This is a genomic window from Leifsonia sp. NPDC058292 (assembly GCF_042880955.1).
Lineage (GTDB): Bacteria > Actinomycetota > Actinomycetes > Actinomycetales > Microbacteriaceae > Leifsonia.
On record NZ_JBHVYL010000005.1, the window covers coordinates 119,163 to 134,019 of the forward strand.

Annotated in this window: 15 protein-coding genes; 3 read left to right on the forward strand and 12 right to left on the reverse strand. The window is 67.2% G+C overall.

Annotation, left to right across the window (positions count from 1 at the left end; genetic code table 11):
* From secF to pdxS, 10 genes are all read right to left on the reverse strand, one after another.
* Positions 1-1,017, reverse strand: coding sequence for a protein translocase subunit SecF (gene secF, locus ACFVWR_RS05485; RefSeq protein WP_387208826.1), 1,017 nt, complete (start codon positions 1,015-1,017; stop codon positions 1-3).
* A complete protein-coding gene (gene secD, locus ACFVWR_RS05490) occupies positions 1,017-2,744 on the reverse strand; it encodes a protein translocase subunit SecD (protein ID WP_387208828.1) in 1,728 nt (575 codons plus the stop codon). The genes secF and secD overlap by 1 nt, the downstream gene beginning before the upstream one ends.
* A gap of 65 nt (positions 2,745-2,809) precedes the next feature.
* Positions 2,810-3,211, reverse strand: coding sequence for a preprotein translocase subunit YajC (yajC, locus tag ACFVWR_RS05495; RefSeq protein WP_387208830.1), 402 nt, complete (start codon positions 3,209-3,211; stop codon positions 2,810-2,812).
* A 79-nt stretch (positions 3,212-3,290) separates the two neighbouring features.
* Complete coding sequence (gene ruvB / locus ACFVWR_RS05500; protein WP_387208832.1) at positions 3,291-4,331, reverse strand: Holliday junction branch migration DNA helicase RuvB; 1,041 nt, start codon at positions 4,329-4,331, stop codon at positions 3,291-3,293.
* Positions 4,332-4,333: 2 nt separating this feature from the next.
* On the reverse strand, positions 4,334-4,957 hold the full coding sequence (ruvA, locus tag ACFVWR_RS05505; protein WP_387208834.1) for a Holliday junction branch migration protein RuvA: 624 nt from the start codon (positions 4,955-4,957) through the stop codon (positions 4,334-4,336).
* Complete coding sequence (gene ruvC / locus ACFVWR_RS05510; RefSeq protein WP_387208836.1) at positions 4,954-5,556, reverse strand: crossover junction endodeoxyribonuclease RuvC; 603 nt, start codon at positions 5,554-5,556, stop codon at positions 4,954-4,956. Before ruvC ends, ruvA begins: the two co-directional genes overlap by 4 nt.
* Before the next feature lie 11 nt (positions 5,557-5,567).
* On the reverse strand, positions 5,568-6,326 hold the full coding sequence (locus tag ACFVWR_RS05515) for a YebC/PmpR family DNA-binding transcriptional regulator (protein WP_387208838.1): 759 nt from the start codon (positions 6,324-6,326) through the stop codon (positions 5,568-5,570).
* A 183-nt stretch (positions 6,327-6,509) separates the two neighbouring features.
* Complete coding sequence (locus tag ACFVWR_RS05520; RefSeq protein ID WP_387208840.1) at positions 6,510-7,043, reverse strand: AAA family ATPase; 534 nt, start codon at positions 7,041-7,043, stop codon at positions 6,510-6,512.
* Positions 7,040-7,639 (reverse strand): pyridoxal 5'-phosphate synthase glutaminase subunit PdxT, encoded by a 600-nt coding sequence (gene pdxT, locus ACFVWR_RS05525; protein ID WP_387208842.1) that lies wholly within the window; start codon positions 7,637-7,639, stop codon positions 7,040-7,042. Before pdxT ends, ACFVWR_RS05520 begins: the two co-directional genes overlap by 4 nt.
* Entirely contained in the window at positions 7,640-8,542 is a 903-nt protein-coding gene (gene pdxS / locus ACFVWR_RS05530; RefSeq protein WP_387208844.1) for a pyridoxal 5'-phosphate synthase lyase subunit PdxS, read from the reverse strand. It lies immediately after the preceding gene.
* A 93-nt stretch (positions 8,543-8,635) separates the two neighbouring features.
* Here pdxS and ACFVWR_RS05535 point away from each other — a divergent pair, with 93 nt between their 5' ends.
* Both ACFVWR_RS05535 and pdxY read left to right on the forward strand, forming a co-directional pair.
* On the forward strand, positions 8,636-9,991 hold the full coding sequence (locus ACFVWR_RS05535) for an aminotransferase class I/II-fold pyridoxal phosphate-dependent enzyme (protein ID WP_387208846.1): 1,356 nt from the start codon (positions 8,636-8,638) through the stop codon (positions 9,989-9,991).
* Positions 9,988-10,839, forward strand: coding sequence for a pyridoxal kinase PdxY (gene pdxY / locus ACFVWR_RS05540; RefSeq protein WP_387208848.1), 852 nt, complete (start codon positions 9,988-9,990; stop codon positions 10,837-10,839). Before ACFVWR_RS05535 ends, pdxY begins: the two co-directional genes overlap by 4 nt.
* Positions 10,840-10,855: 16 nt before the next feature.
* Here pdxY and ACFVWR_RS05545 read toward each other — a convergent pair whose 3' ends face one another.
* On the reverse strand, positions 10,856-11,464 hold the full coding sequence (locus ACFVWR_RS05545) for an HIT family protein (protein ID WP_387208850.1): 609 nt from the start codon (positions 11,462-11,464) through the stop codon (positions 10,856-10,858).
* Positions 11,452-13,389 (reverse strand): threonine--tRNA ligase, encoded by a 1,938-nt coding sequence (gene thrS, locus ACFVWR_RS05550; RefSeq protein WP_387208858.1) that lies wholly within the window; start codon positions 13,387-13,389, stop codon positions 11,452-11,454. The genes ACFVWR_RS05545 and thrS overlap by 13 nt, the downstream gene beginning before the upstream one ends.
* A gap of 342 nt (positions 13,390-13,731) precedes the next feature.
* On the opposite strand from thrS, the gene ACFVWR_RS05555 reads away from it, so the two are divergent.
* Positions 13,732-14,811, forward strand: a complete 1,080-nt coding sequence (locus ACFVWR_RS05555; RefSeq protein ID WP_387208852.1) for a sugar ABC transporter substrate-binding protein — start codon at positions 13,732-13,734, stop codon at positions 14,809-14,811.
* The last annotated feature ends 46 nt before the right edge of the window (positions 14,812-14,857 follow it).

The following is a 14,857-nucleotide window of genomic DNA, read 5'->3' on the forward strand; positions in this document are numbered from 1 at the left end:
CTATTCCGCCGCGACCGCGACGGACTCGGCCTTGGCGGCCTTCGGCCGGATGGACAGCACCTTGGCGTCGTGCTTCTTGACGGCTGCTTCTCCCTCGCGGAACTGCGAGTACATCGGCGCGGCCAGGAAGATCGTGGAGTAGGTTCCGACCACGATGCCGATGAGCAGAGCGAGCGAGATGTCGCGCAGCGTGTCTGCGCCCAGGGCGAACGCTCCGATGAAGAGGATCGACGCCACGGGCAGCACGGCCACCACAGCGGTGTTGATCGAGCGCACCAGGGTCTGGTTCACGGCGAGGTTCACCGCTTCGCCGAACGTTCGACGGCTGAGCTCCATCTCCTCTTTGGTGTTCTCGCGCACCTTGTCGAAGACCACGACCGTGTCGTAGAGGGAGTAGCCGAGAATCGTCAGGAAGCCGATCATCGTCGCCGGCGACACCTCGAAGCCGACGAGAGCATAGACACCCGCGGTGATGATGAGGTCGTGGAACAGCGACACGATCGCCGACGCGGACATCTTCCAGGTGCGGAAGTACAGCGCCATGGCGATGAACGCGAGCAGCAGGAAGACGACGATGCCCTGGATGGACTGCCGCGTCACGTCAGCGCCCCACGACGGGCCGATGAACGTCGATGCGACCTCGGTGGCCGGCACGTCGTAGGCCTTCGCCAGAGCCGCCGCCACCTGGCGGGTCTGCTCTTCGGTGAGCTGGTCGGTCTGAACGCGCACCCCGTCGCCGTTGACGACGGTGGTGTGGGCGACGGCCCTCGGCACGACGCTGCTCAGGGCATCCTGCGCCTTGGCCGTGTCGGTGTTCTCGACGTTGGTCACCTGGAACTGCGAACCACCGCGGAACTCGATGCTGAAGTTGAAGCCGCCCTTGATGACGGGGATGAGGATGGACGCGATGACCATGACCGCCGCGATCGCGTACCAGATTTTGCGCTTGCCGACGAAGTCGAACGAGCGGGCGCCGGTGTAGAGGTCGTTACCGAACTTCGTGAGACGACTGGCCATCAGGAGTCCTTCCCCCCGGTCTTGCTATCCGAGGACGACGAGGCCGCGGCCAGTTCGGCCGCCTTGCGCTCGGCGATGGTCTGGCGGCGGGCCGCCTCCTTGCCGGCTGACGCGGCCTTGGCGGCGCTGACGGCTGCCGGCTTGCGGAACTGCGCTGCGCCACGGTAGACCGCACCGAGCGCCTGCGGGTCGAGGCCGGACCACGGGCTCCCACTGTTGAAGAACCTGGTCTTCGCCAGCAACTGCAGCACCGGATGCGTGAAGAGCAGCACCACGAGCACGTCGATGATGGTCGTGAGCCCGAGCGTGAACGCGAAGCCGCGAACGTTGGCCGCAGCAAGCACGTAGAGCACGATGGCGGCGAGCAGGTTCGTCGCCTTCGACGCGTAGATGGTGCGCTGCGCGCGCTTCCAGCCCGCTTCGACGGCCGATTCGAGGCCTCTCCCGTCGCGCAACTCGTCGCGTATTCGCTCGAAGTAGACGATGAACGAATCGGCCGTGAATCCGATCGCGACGATCAGACCCGCCACACCTGCCAACGACAGTCGGTAACCGTAGTGCCACGAGAGCAACGAGATGGCGAAGTACGTCAGTGCCGCGGCGACGATGAGCGAGATGATCGTCACGAAGCCGAGCAGCCGGTACTGGAAGAGGGTGTAGATCGCGACGAGGATCAGGCCGATCAAACCGGCGATCAGACCACTGAGCAACTGCGACGAACCGAGTGTCGCCGAGATCGTGTCTTGACTCTGGACCTGGAACGAGAACGGCAGCGCGCCGAACTTCAGCTGGTCCGCGAGAGTCTTCGCGGTGTCCTGCGTGAAGTTGCCCGTGATCTGCGGCTTACCGTCGGTGATGACGGCGTTCGTCGTCGGGGCAGAGATCACCTTGCCGTCGAGAACGATGGCGAACTGGTTCTGGGCGCCCTTCAGACCGTTCAGACGTGTGGTGACGGTGGCGAACGCCTTGGTGCCCTCATCGTTGAAGATGATGTTGACGCCCCACTGGCCGGTGCTGACACCGCTGGAGCTCTGGGTCAGGCCGCTGGTCGCGTCTTTGATGTCCTGACCTTTGACCTCGACCGGGCCGAGCAGGTATTTGACCGTGCCGGCGTCGTCACAGGTGATGAGCGGCTTGTCGGCGGGGGCGACGTTCGTGCTCTTCGCCTCATCCGAGCTGCACGAGAACGCGTCGTACTGCGCCTGCAGGGCCGGGGTGACCCAGGCGAGGTCGCTGCCGTTGGTCGGCTTCGTCGACGGCGTGGACTGCAGACCGGGGTCGGGCGACGGCGCCGGGGTCGACTTGCCGTCGGCGCCGACGACCTCGTTCGTCGGCCCACCGGCGATGAGCACCGGCCGGAAGTCGAGCTTGGCGCTCGCCTTGATGCGGTCGAGCGTCTCCTGGTCGGGCGTGCCGGGGATCGAGACGACGATGTTCTTCGAACCCTCGGTCGAGATCTCGGCCTCGGAGACGCCGGAGGCGTCGATGCGCTGACGGATGATCGACACCGCTTGATCGAGCTGCTGCTGCTGAACGGTCTGGCCGTTCTCGACCTGCGGGGCGAGGATGATCTGGGTTCCGCCCTGGAGGTCGAGCGCGAGCTTGGGCAGCCACGTCGCATTGCTCCAGATGACGCCTGCGGTCAGGGCTCCCAGCAGCACGACGACGATTGCGCCGAGCCAACTCAGGGAACGCCAGGCCTTTTTGACCGGGGTCGACTTTGCCAACTACGTTCTCAGCTTTCTAACAGTGTGCCCACGTCGAACTCGACGTGGGCACACGGAAAATGGGGTCAGTCGTCGCTCTTGGCGCCGGGCTTCTTCGACGTCTCGTCGACCCGCTCGCCGAACTCGGGCTCGGCGGGAATCGCGTGGTCTTCATTCAGCTCGGCGACGGCGGGGCTCTCGACCTCGGCCGGCTCGTCGACCTTGGGCTCGACGACCCGGGCGAGAACCTGACGGTGCACCTTGATGGTGTGGCCCGGCTCGGTCTCGATCACGGCCGTGTTGTCGTCTTCGTTGACGGACAGCAGCGTGCCGTAGAGGCCGAAGTTGGTCATCACCTCGACACCGGGAACCATCTTGGAGCGCGTCTCCGACTGCTCTTTCTGGCGCTTCCGGCTGTTGCGGAACATGAAGAAGATGAGCGCCGCGAGAACGACGACCATGACGATGGTCAGAGTTGTGTCACCCATGAGGTGGGGTTACCTTCCGGTGCGCGGCGCAGAGCCGCTTCTATCGATGATGAGGGGATGGCCGACAGGCCAGCTTGAATTATAAGTCATCCATCAGTGATGGTTGCTGTGAGACTACCCCCTGCGGGTGCGACATACCGAAATGCCGCCACGCCGCGCCGGTGGCGACGCGCCCGCGGGGCGTTCGCGAGAGCAGTCCGATGCGCACCAGGAAGGGCTCGACGACCGATTCGATCGTCTCGGCCTCTTCGCCGACGGAGACGGCGAGCGTGTTGAGCCCGACCGGCCCGCCGTCGAATCGTTCGAGGATGGCGTGGAGCACCGCACGGTCGAGCCTGTCGAGCCCCAGCGCATCCACGTCGTACAGGTCGAGCGCGGCGCGCACGGCATCGACGTCCGCCCGCTCGCCGTGCACCAGAGCGTAGTCGCGCACCCGGCGCAGCAGGCGGTTGGCGATACGCGGGGTGCCACGGCAGCGCCCCGCGATCTCAGCGAGTGCCGACCGGTCGACATCGAAGTCGAGCATGACCGCCGCCCGGGTGAGCACCTGGGTGAGCTCTGACTCGTCGTAGAACTCGAGGTGTGCCGTGAACCCGAACCGGTCGCGCAGCGGGTTCGGCAGGAGCCCGGAGCGGGTCGTCGCTCCGACCAGGGTGAACGGCGCGAGATCGAGCGGGATGGAGGTGGCTCCAGCGCCCTTGCCGACCATGATGTCGATGCGGAAGTCTTCCATCGCCAGATAGAGCATCTCTTCGGCCGATCGGGCCATCCGGTGGATCTCGTCGATGAAGAGCACCTCCCCCGGCGTCAGCGACGACAGGAGGGCGGCGAGGTCGCCGGCGTGCTGGATGGCCGGGCCGCTCGACAGCCGCAGCGGCCGGCCGCTCTCGTGGGCGACGATCATGGCCAGCGTGGTCTTGCCGAGCCCCGGAGGACCGGCCAGCAGGATGTGGTCGGCCGTTCTGTCTTGCATCTTCGCCGCGGTCAGCAGCAGCTGCAACTGCCCGCGAACCTTCGCTTGGCCGACGAACTCGGCCAGGGAGCGCGGCCGGAGGGCGCCCTCGAAGGCGAGCTCGGACTCCGACTCGAGCTCGGGGGCGGTCAGATCTTCATCGCTCATCGTCACGGTCTCCCGGTCTGCTTGGCCGGACCGAGGCGCGCGAGCGTCAGGCGGAGGAGGGTCGGCACGCTGTCACGGGCAGCCTCCTCGGTGTCGGAGACCACCTCCGCGACCGCGTCGGCGGCCACCTTCTCTGGCCAGCCGAGGCCGACGAGCGCGACGAGCACGCTGTCGCCGACCGAGCTCGGCTTGCCAGCGCCGGCTTTGGCGACCGGTGCGCGCCGGGTGACGGCCAGCTTGCCGGAGAGCGAGACCACGATGAGCTTCGCGGTCTTGGGGCCGATGCCCGACACCTTGCGGAACGGCGCGTCGTCGTCGGCTGCGACCGCATCCGCGATCTGGTCGGGTGTGAGCACCGAGAGCACCCCGATGGCCGACTTCGGGCCGACCCCCGTGACCCCGGTGAGGAGTTCGAACACCTGGAGCTGCTCCAGCTCCGCGAATCCGAAGAGCGACAGCGCGTCTTCGCGCACGATCAGGGAGGTGTAGACGAACGCCTCGTCGCCGACGCGCAGAGAGAGGATGTGGTCGGGCGTCAGCTGCACCGCGTATCCGACACCGCCGACCTCGATCACCGCGGCAGTGCCGGCGGCGGAGAGAACAGTGCCACGGAGGGAGGAGATCACCTCGTCAGCCTACGGGGCACGGCCGACGCCCGGCTGGAGCGTTCGGCGGCGCGCCACGCGACCTGGGCGGGGGTGAGCGAGGCGTCATCGGAGCCGCCGCCGGCTCGCGGTGCGGCGGCCGGTGATCCGCGCCAGGCGTGACAGATCGCGATGGCGAGGGCGTCTGCCGCATCGGCGGGCTTCGGCGCCTCGGCGAGTCCCAGGATGCGCGCGACCATGGCCTGCACCTGCTTCTTGTCCGCAGAGCCGTAGCCGGTGATGGCTGCCTTCACCTCGCTCGGCGTGTGCAGTGCGACCGGAAGCTTGCGTTTCGCGGCAGCGTGCAGTGCCACGCCGCTGACCTGCGCAACGCCCATCACCGTGTGCAGGTTCTGCTGGGCGAACACCCGCTCGATGGCGACCACCGCGGGGAGGTGCTCGTCGAGCAGGAGCTCGATGCCGTCGCCGACGGCGAGCAGACGCTCCTCGAGCGGCATCGACGGTGGCGTGCGGATGACCGTCACGGCGATGAGTCTCGCCGTACGGTCTGGTTGCACGTCGACGACGCCGACTCCGCAGCGGGTGAGTCCCGGGTCGATGCCCAGAACCCGAAGGGTCATTGCGCGCCCCGCTACTCGGCCTCGAGCTCGGCCTGCACCTCGGGGCTGAGATCGAGATTCGTGTACACGTTCTGCACGTCGTCCGAGTCTTCGAGCGCGTCGATCAGGCGGAACACCTTGCGGGCCGTCTCGGCGTCGCCTTCGACGTTGATGGTCGCGACGAACTCGACGTCGGCCGAGTCGTAGTCGATACCCGCTTCTTGCAGAGCGGTGCGCGCGCCGACCAGGTCGGTGGACTCGGTGAGCACCTCGAAGCTCTCGCCGCGGTCGTTGACCTCTTCGGCTCCCGCGTCGAGCACGGCGCCGAGCACGTCGTCTTCGTCGATGCCGTCGGCGTGCGGCACGACGATGACGCCCTTGCGGTGGAAGTTGTACGCCACGCTGCCCGGGTCGGCCATGGTGCCGCCGTTGCGGGTCATCGCGGTGCGCACATCCGCCGCCGCACGGTTCTTGTTGTCGGTGAGGCACTCGATCAGCAGCGCGACGCCGTTCGGGCCGTAGCCTTCGTACATGATCGTCGCGTAGTCGATGGACTCACCGGTGAGCCCCGCGCCACGCTTGATCGCGCGATCGATGTTGTCGTTCGGAACCGAGGTCTTCTTGGCCTTCTGCACGGCATCGACGAGCGTCGGGTTTCCCGACATGTCGGCGCCGCCCATCTTGGCCGCGACCTCGATGTTCTTGATGAGCTTCGCGAACGACTTGGCGCGACGCTGATCGATCACGGCTTTCTTGTGCTTGGTGGTGGCCCACTTGGAATGCCCGGACACTGTGCTCCCTCAACGACGACTGAAGATCTGGACCACTCGCACCCGCGAATCGACCGGCAGCTGCAGAGTGGTACGGAAAGATTCTAACGGTTCGCGATCCGCCTGCCCCGTGCACATGCCCGTTCGCCGAACTCGGCCCAGCGGGCGAGGGGCGCCTTCCGGTGACCTAGCACCCCCGCAAGGTCACAAGCTCTCGCCCCTCGGCCCACTGATCAGGGCGCCTGGACGGAGCCCTGCGTCCCGGATGATGCGCGAGGCGGTCTCGTCGACGGAACTCGCCGCGTCGATCGTGTGCTCCTCAGCGAACGCGAGCGTCGTGCGGTCGGTCCACCACCGCGCCAGCTCGTCGCGGCCGAATGATCCGGCCTTCTCCCTGGTCGCGTGACGCGCGACGGTCTCCTCGAACGGAATGTCGAAGTAGTAGAACCACGATTCGACACCCGGGAGTTCCGAGAGTTCCTGCAGCACGTCGGCGTACCGGGATGCGGTGAGCATGCCCTCCAGCACGACGGCAGGAGACCTCTGCAGTGCGTAGCGCACCACGAGCGCGATCAGCTCCGTGTTCTCACCTGCGTCGGTCTGCCGTTCGCCCAGCACCGTGCGACCCAGATAGTCCTGCTCGACCAGCGCGACGCCGTCTCCCAGCCGGCGACGCAGTTCCGCGGCGACCGTGCTCTTGCCGGAGCCCGAGTTGCCCCGCAGAACGACGAGCTTCACGCCGCCGCACGCACCTTCGAGAGGAAGTACTCGTGGAAGCGCAGCTCGCCCGTGATCTCAGGGTGGAACGACGTGCCGAGGAGGTTGCCCTGCTCCACGGCGACGACCCGCCCGTCGGCGACCGACGCGAGCGCCGTCGCCTTCTCCCCCACGCTCTCGACGATCGGCGCACGGATGAACACGGCGTGCACCGGTTCGTCACCGAGGGCGGGGATGTCGAGATCCGTTTCGAACGAGTCGAGCTGCGAACCGAACGCGTTGCGCCGCACGGCCACGTCGAGGCCCCCGAGGCTCTGCTGCCCCCGGATCCCGTCGAGGACGGTGTCGGCGAGCATGATCAACCCGGCGCACGTACCGTAGACGGGCAGCCCGCCGGCGATCGCGTCTTTCAACGGTTCGGCGAGGCCGAACGTTCGGGACAGCTTGTCCATCACGCTCGACTCGCCGCCCGGGATCACGAGCCCGTCGACGCGGGCGAGCTCCTCAGGGCGCCGCACCGCGACGGCGTCCGCGCCGAGCGAGGTGAGAACCGCGATGTGTTCGCGGAAGTCACCCTGCAGGGCGAGGACGCCGACGTGCGGCCGAACAGCCGTCACTTACCAGCCACGCTCGGCGAGCCGGTGCGGGGCCGCGAGGTCGGACACGTTGATGCCGACCATCGCCTCGCCCAGCCCGCGGGACACATCCGCGATCACCGAGGGATCGTCGTAGAACGTGGTGGCCTTGACGACCGCCGCAGCGCGCTGCGCAGGGTTGCCCGACTTGAAGATGCCCGAACCGACGAACACGCCGTCCGCCCCCAGCTGCATCATCATCGCGGCGTCCGCCGGCGTTGCGACGCCACCGGCGGTGAAAAGCACCACCGGCAGCTTGCCGGTCTCGGCGATCTCGACCACGAGGTCGTACGGCGCCTGAAGCTCCTTGGCCGCGACGTAGAGCTCGTCCTTGCTCATCGCGCTCAGCGCGGCGATCTCGGACTTGATCTTGCGGATGTGCTTGGTCGCCTCGGAGACGTCGCCGGTGCCTGCCTCGCCCTTCGACCGGATCATCGCCGCGCCCTCGTTGATGCGGCGGAGCGCCTCGCCCAGGTTCGTCGCGCCGCAGACGAAGGGGACGGTGAAGCCCCACTTGTCGATGTGGTTGACGTAGTCGGCCGGGCTCAGCACTTCGGACTCGTCGATGTAGTCGACGTCGAGCGCCTGGAGAACCTGCGCCTCGACGAAGTGGCCGATCCGTGCCTTCGCCATCACCGGGATGGACACCTCGGCGATGATCCCCTCGATGAGATCGGGGTCGCTCATGCGAGCGACGCCGCCCTGCGAACGGATGTCGGCCGGAACGCGCTCGAGCGCCATGACCGCGACGGCTCCCGCGTCTTCCGCGATGCGCGCCTGCTCGGGCGTCACGACGTCCATGATGACGCCGCCCTTCAGCATCTCGGCCAGACCGCGCTTCACGCGGTTCGACCCTGTCGCTGTTCCCTGTTCGCTGTCTGTCATCGTCGCCCTCTCGTGCGGAACAAAAAGTTGTTTGGCCTATGCCGAACGATAGCATCCGCTCCCGGCTCGGTAGACTCGCACCTCGGGAGCGTCATGACAGAACTGAGCATCACGGGTACAACGGCATCGGAGATCGCAACGAGCGTTCGGGAGCTGCACGAACGCGGATCCCTGCGGCGAGGGGATGCGCTGCCCCCGGTGCGCGATCTGGCCGCCCAGCTCGGCGTCAATCGCAACACGGCCGTCGCCGCGTACCGCCTGCTCGCTCAGGCGGGACTCGTCATCGCCCGCGGCCGTGCGGGCACTGTCATCGCCGGGCTCGAAGTCGTCGCGCAGGAGGGCTACGCGGCCGACAGCGTGCTGCGCGACATCGGAACGGGCAACCCCGACCCGCGGCTCATCCCCGACCTGACCGCGGCCCTCGCCGGTGCGGCCGGCCGGCCGGTGCTCTACGGCGAGCCCGTGATCGACCCCGCCCTGGACGAACGTGCCAAGGCCTGGGTGGAACCCGACCTGCCCGGCCGCTCGGTGCGCATCACCGTCACGAACGGCGCCGCGGACGCCGTCGAGCGCCTTCTCGCCCAAGCCCTCCACCGCGACGACGCCGTCGCGCTCGAAGATCCGTGCTTCCTCGCCAGCATCCACACGGTGAGACTCGGCGGATACCGCACCGTCGCCGTTCCCGTGGACGCCGAGGGCATGACGGTCGACGGACTGCGCGCCGCCCTCGACGCCGGAGTGCGGGCCATCATCTGCACCCCGCGCGCCCAGAACCCGACGGGCGCGACGCTCTCGCCGCGCCGCGCCGCCGCGCTCCGCTCCGTGCTCGCCGATCACCCGTACGTGCTGATCATCGAAGACGACCACTTCTCGATGCTGTCCCGTCGTCCGTACGAGACCCTGATCGGCCCGGACCACCGCCGGTTCGCGCTCGTGCGCTCGGTGTCGAAGTTCCTCGGCCCCGACATGTGCCTCGCCCTCGCCGCGACCGACCCGGAGACGGCCGATCGCCTCGCCTTCCGGCTGAGCCCGGGAACCACCTGGGTGAGCCACATCCTGCAGCGTCTCGTGCTCGCCCAGCTCACCGACGACACGGTGTTGCAGCAGGTCGCCGACGCCGGCCGCCACTACGCGGAACGGAACGCCGCTTTCGCCGCGCGACTCACCGAACGAGGTCTCCCCGCCGAATCCGCCGACGGGCTCAACCTCTGGGTCGCCCTGCCGCTCGAGGCGAAAGTCGTCGCCCGGCTGCTGATGCGCAAAGGGTGGCTCGCGCGCACCGGAGACGAGTTCCTGCTCGCTGAGCATCCAGCCCCCTCGCACCACCTGCGGCTCACGGTTCACGACCTCAGCGACGACGAGGCCGCCCGACTCGTCGACGATCTCGCGCAGGCCGCCGGAGCCACGCGGACGTCATCGCCCTCGACGGATGAGAGGATCGAGGGATGAAGATCCTCTCGATCCAGTCCGCGGTCGCCTACGGTCACGTCGGCAACTCCGCCGCCGTGTTCCCGCTCCAGCGCATCGGTGTCGAGGTGTTGCCGGTCTACACCGTGAACTTCTCCAACCACACGGGATACGGCGCCTGGCGTGGCCCGCTCATCGCACCCGAAGACGTGCGCGAGGTGATCACCGGCATCGAGGAGCGCGGGGTGCTGGGCCAGGTCGACGCCGTGCTCTCCGGCTACCAGGGCGGCGAAGGCATCGGAGACGTGATCATCGACGCGGTCGCGCGCGTCAAAGCCGCCAACCCCGCAGCCGTGTACGCCTGCGACCCGGTGATGGGGAACGCGACCTCCGGATGCTTCGTCGCGCCGGCCATCCCCGACCTGCTGAGGGACCGGGTGGTGCCCGTGGCCGACATCATCACGCCGAACCAGTTCGAGCTCGGCTATCTGACGGGCACGACGCCCGACACCCTCGAATCGACTCTCGCCTCCGTCGACGCGGCCCGTTCGATGGGGCCGCGAACGGTGCTCGTCACGAGCGTCGAGCGACCGGACCGGCCGGAAGGCACGATCGAGATGCTCGCCGTCGACGACGACGGTGCGTGGATCGTGCAGACCCCGCGGTTGCCGATGAAGGCCAACGGATCGGGCGACGTCACCGCCGCACTGTTCACCGCGCACTACGTGCGCACGGGTTCGGCTGAGGTCGCACTGCGAAAGACCGTGTCCAGCGTGTTCGACCTGTTGACGCGCACCCTCGAAGCGGGTGAACGCGAGCTGCAGCTCGTCGAGTCGCAGGAGTTCTACGCCCACCCTCGCGAGCAGTTCACCGTGCAGCGCGTGCGCTGACCGGCCGCAGGATTGGTCAGGCCGCGTCGCGCGGCCAGGCGTCTGCGATGGCCTTTCGCACATCTCCGAGCAGTTGCGGGAGCGCCTTCGTCTTGGCGATGATCGGCAGGAAGTTCGCGTCTTGCGCCCAGCGGGGCACGATGTGCTGGTGCAGGTGGGCCGCGATGCCGGCTCCCGCTATTGCACCCTGGTTCATGCCCAGGTTGAACCCGTCGTTCTTCGACACCTCGCGGATGACGCGCATCGCCGTCTGCGTGATGCTGCCGATCTCCGCCACCTCCTCTGGCGTCGCCTCGTCGTACATCGCGATGTGACGGTACGGGCAGACGAGCAGGTGGCCGCTGTTGTATGGGAACAGGTTGAGAAGCGCGTACGCATGCTCGCCGCGAGTCACGATCAGGGCATCCTCGTCGCTCATCGTCGGCGCGACGCAGAACGGGCAGTCGTCTTTGCCCGGCTGCCCCTGCTGGATGTAGACCATCCTGTGCGGCGTCCAGAGCCGCTGGAACTCGTCGGGAACGCCGACCAGATAGCCGGGGTCATCGATGCGCACTTTCTCGGATGCGTCCTCTCCCCCGGCTCCCTGGCCGACGTGACCGTCGTCGTCGGTGCTCAGTCGAGCCATGCCGTGTCGACCTGCTCGTGACCCGCGATGGCGGCGGTGATCCTGTCGACCGCCTCATCGATCGTCACGCCGTTGCGCTGTGTGCCGTCGCGGAAGCGGAAGCTGACGGTGCCGGCCGCCGCATCCTCTTCGCCCACGATGAGCTGGTACGGCACCTTGGCCTTGGTGTGCGTGCGGATCTTCTTCTGCATCCGGTCGTCGGAGTGGTCGACCTCGGCGCGCACGCCGCGGGCTTTGAGCCGGGCGATCACGTCATCGAGGAAAGGGCCGTACGTGTCGGCCACCGGGATGCCGACGACCTGCACGGGAGACAGCCACACCGGGAACGCTCCCGCGTAGTGCTCGAGCAGGATGGCGAAGAACCGCTCGATCGATCCGAGCAGGGCCCGGTGGATCATCGCCGGCTGCTTGCGCGTGCCGTCCGCCGCCGTGTACTCGAGCTCGAACAGCTCGGGCTGGTTGAAGTCGAGCTGCACGGTGGACAGCTGCCAGGTGCGGCCGATCGCATCCCGAGCCTGCACCGAGATCTTCGGCCCGTAGAACGCTGCTCCGCCCGGGTCGGCGACGAGCTCGAGGCCGGACTCGACGGCGACCTGACGGAGTGTCTCCGTCGCGGTCTCCCAGCTCTCGTCGCTTCCGACGTACTTGTCGGGGTCTTTCGTGGAGAGCTCGAGGTAGAAGTCGGTGAGGCCGTACCCGCGAAGCGTCTCGAGCACGAACTGCAGCTGACGCTCGACCTCGTCTTTGATCTGGTCGTCGGTGACGTAGATGTGCGCGTCATCCTGGGTCAGACCCCGAACGCGGGTGAGGCCGGAGAGGGTGCCCGACTTCTCGTAGCGGTACACGGTGCCGAACTCCGCGAGCCGCAACGGCAGCTCGCGGTAGCTGCGTCCCCGGGCCCGGTAGATGAGGTTGTGCATCGGGCAATTCATCGGCTTGAGGTAGTAGTCCTGCCCCTGCCGGGTGACGTTGCCCTCCGCGTCGTGCTCCTCGTCCAGGTGCATCGGGGGGAACATCCCCTCCTTGTACCAGTTGAGGTGCTGGCTGGTCTCGAACAGGTGCGCCTTGGTGATGTGCGGCGTGTTCACCAGCTCGTAGCCGTTCGCGATGAGGCGCTCGCGCATGTAGTTCTCGATCTCATTGCGGATGATGCCACCCTTCGGGTGGAACACCGCCAGGCCCGAGCCGATCTCTTCGGGGAAGCTGAACAGGTCGAGCTCGTTGCCGAGCTTGCGGTGATCGCGCTTGGCGGCCTCCTCCATGCGGGTCTGGTAGGCGCGCAGCTCATCCTTCGTCGGCCACGCCGTGCCATAGACGCGCTGGAGCTGCTTGTTCTTCTCGTTGCCACGCCAGTAGGCCGCGGCGACGCGGGTGAGCGCCCAACCGTTGCCGATCATCCTGGTGTTCGGCAGGTGCGGGCCGCGGCACAGGTCTTTCCAGACCGTCTCCCCCGACTTCGGGTCGACGTTGTCGTAAATCGTCAGCTCGGCGCCGCCGACCTCGACGTTCTCACTCTCGTCGAACGCCGCGGTGTCGCCGTGCTCGGCGCCGCCCTTGAGGCCGATCAGCTCCAGCTTGTACGGCTCGTCCGCCAGCTCGGCCCTGGCCTCGTCGTCTGTGACGACGCGGCGCACGAAACGCTGCCCCGCCCGCACGATGCGCGACATCTCCTTGTCGAGGGCCTTCAGGTCCTCCGGGGTGAACGCTTCGAGCACGTCGAAGTCGTAGTAGAAGCCGTCGGTGATGGGCGGACCGATGCCCAGCTTCGCCTCCGGGTTGATCGACTGCACCGCCTGCGCCAGAACGTGGGCCGTGGAGTGGCGCAGGATGTTCAGTCCGTCGGCCGAGTCGATGGTCACCGGCTCGACGGTGTCCGTGGTCGTGACCTGCGTCGCGAGATCTTTCAGCTCGCCGTTGACGCGCATCGCGACAACGGAACGGTCGGTGAAGAGCTCGAAGCCGTCAGCCACCTTTTCCACTCCTAAAGTTCGTTGTTGGGACAGTCCAACTTTAGTGGGGCGGCGCAGGCGCGAAAGTACCCGGCGCATCCGCTGCCCGAGAAGCCAGGCGGGACCGATGCGAGTCGTGAAACCGCTCTCATCCCAGTGTTTGAGCGGCGCGACGTCTTTACCGAACCGTTACCGGAATATGTTGCCAGAAACACCGAATAGGCAGACACTTTAGGGGCCATCGCTCAACGTCGAAGGTGGCCACCTAGGAGAGTGTCCTCCTCGCATGAGAAAGGGAGAGACGTGAAGAAGACTTCATTGATCCCCGTAACACTTGTCGTCGCCGCATCCGCACTGCTACTGAGCGCATGTTCGGGCACAGGCGGTGGAGGAGGTTCCGGCACAGCGTCAGGAGCCGCCAACGCCACCCGGGCCTGCGTGATCCTTCCGGACTCGGCCTCGTCGCCGCGGTGGGAGAACGGCGACCGCCCCGCCCTCGACAAGGCGTTCACCGAGGCCGGCTTCACGGCCGACATCCAGAACGCACAGGGAGACCCGAACAAGTACGCGACGATCGCCGACCAGCAGCTCACCAAGGGCTGCGGTGTGATGATCCTGGTCGACTACAACGGTGCGGCCGTCGCGGTCACCGAGAAGGCGCAGAAGCAGGGCATCCCGGTCATCGCCTACGACCGGCCCATCACCACGGGCACCGCGTCCGACCCATCGATGCTCGCCGACTACTACGTCTCGTTCGACAACAAGAAGGTCGGCGCGCTCGAAGGTCAGTCGGTCGTCGACGGACTCAAGGCCGCCGGCAAGGATGCGGCAACCGCCAAGGTCGTCTACATGGGCGGCGACCCCACGGATGGCAACGCCAAGCTGTTCCACGACGGCGCCGTCGAAGTGATGAGCGCCGCAGGGATCAAGCCGGCCGCTGAACCGACCGGTGTCTGGGACGGTCAGAAGTCGGCGACCAACTTCGAGCAGGCTCTCACCTCGCTCGGCGGCAAGGTCGACGCCGTCTGGGCCGCGAACGACACCAACGCAGCCGGCATCATCACGATCCTCGACAAGAACGGCCTGACCGTTCCCGTCTCGGGTCAGGACGCCTCCACCGCTGGACTTCAGAACGTGCTCCTCGGCAAGCAGACCGCAACGGTCTACAAGCCGTACAAGCTCGAGGCCGACGCGGCATCCAAGCTCGCGATCGAGCTGCTGAAGGGCAAGAAGCCGTCGACGGACAACGAGCTGTACGGAAAGCCGTTCATCGCGACCACGCCGATCCTGATCACGCCCGACAAGGTCGAGACCGTCGTGACCGCCGGGGATGCGAAGGCATCGGACATCTGCACGGCCGAAGTGGCCGCGGCGTGCACGAAGTACGGCGTCAAGTAGGTCGGTAGACGAGAAGGGCTCCGCGTCGTATCCCCGGGATCCGACG

Excerpts from the sequence above, each read along its gene's own strand:
- secF (WP_387208826.1), bottom strand. The coding sequence starts at position 1,017 with ATGGCCAGTCGTCTCACGAAGTTCGGTAACGACCTCTACACCGGCGCC.
- yajC (WP_387208830.1), bottom strand. The coding sequence starts at position 3,211 with ATGGGTGACACAACTCTGACCATCGTCATGGTCGTCGTTCTCGCGGCG.
- ruvB (WP_387208832.1), bottom strand. The coding sequence starts at position 4,331 with ATGAGCGATGAAGATCTGACCGCCCCCGAGCTCGAGTCGGAGTCCGAG.
- ruvC (WP_387208836.1), bottom strand. The coding sequence starts at position 5,556 with ATGACCCTTCGGGTTCTGGGCATCGACCCGGGACTCACCCGCTGCGGA.
- pdxS (WP_387208844.1), bottom strand. The coding sequence starts at position 8,542 with ATGACAGACAGCGAACAGGGAACAGCGACAGGGTCGAACCGCGTGAAG.
- ACFVWR_RS05535 (WP_387208846.1), top strand. The coding sequence starts at position 8,636 with ATGACAGAACTGAGCATCACGGGTACAACGGCATCGGAGATCGCAACG.
- pdxY (WP_387208848.1), top strand. The coding sequence starts at position 9,988 with ATGAAGATCCTCTCGATCCAGTCCGCGGTCGCCTACGGTCACGTCGGC.
- ACFVWR_RS05545 (WP_387208850.1), bottom strand. The coding sequence starts at position 11,464 with ATGGCTCGACTGAGCACCGACGACGACGGTCACGTCGGCCAGGGAGCC.
- thrS (WP_387208858.1), bottom strand. The coding sequence starts at position 13,389 with ATGCGCGTCAACGGCGAGCTGAAAGATCTCGCGACGCAGGTCACGACC.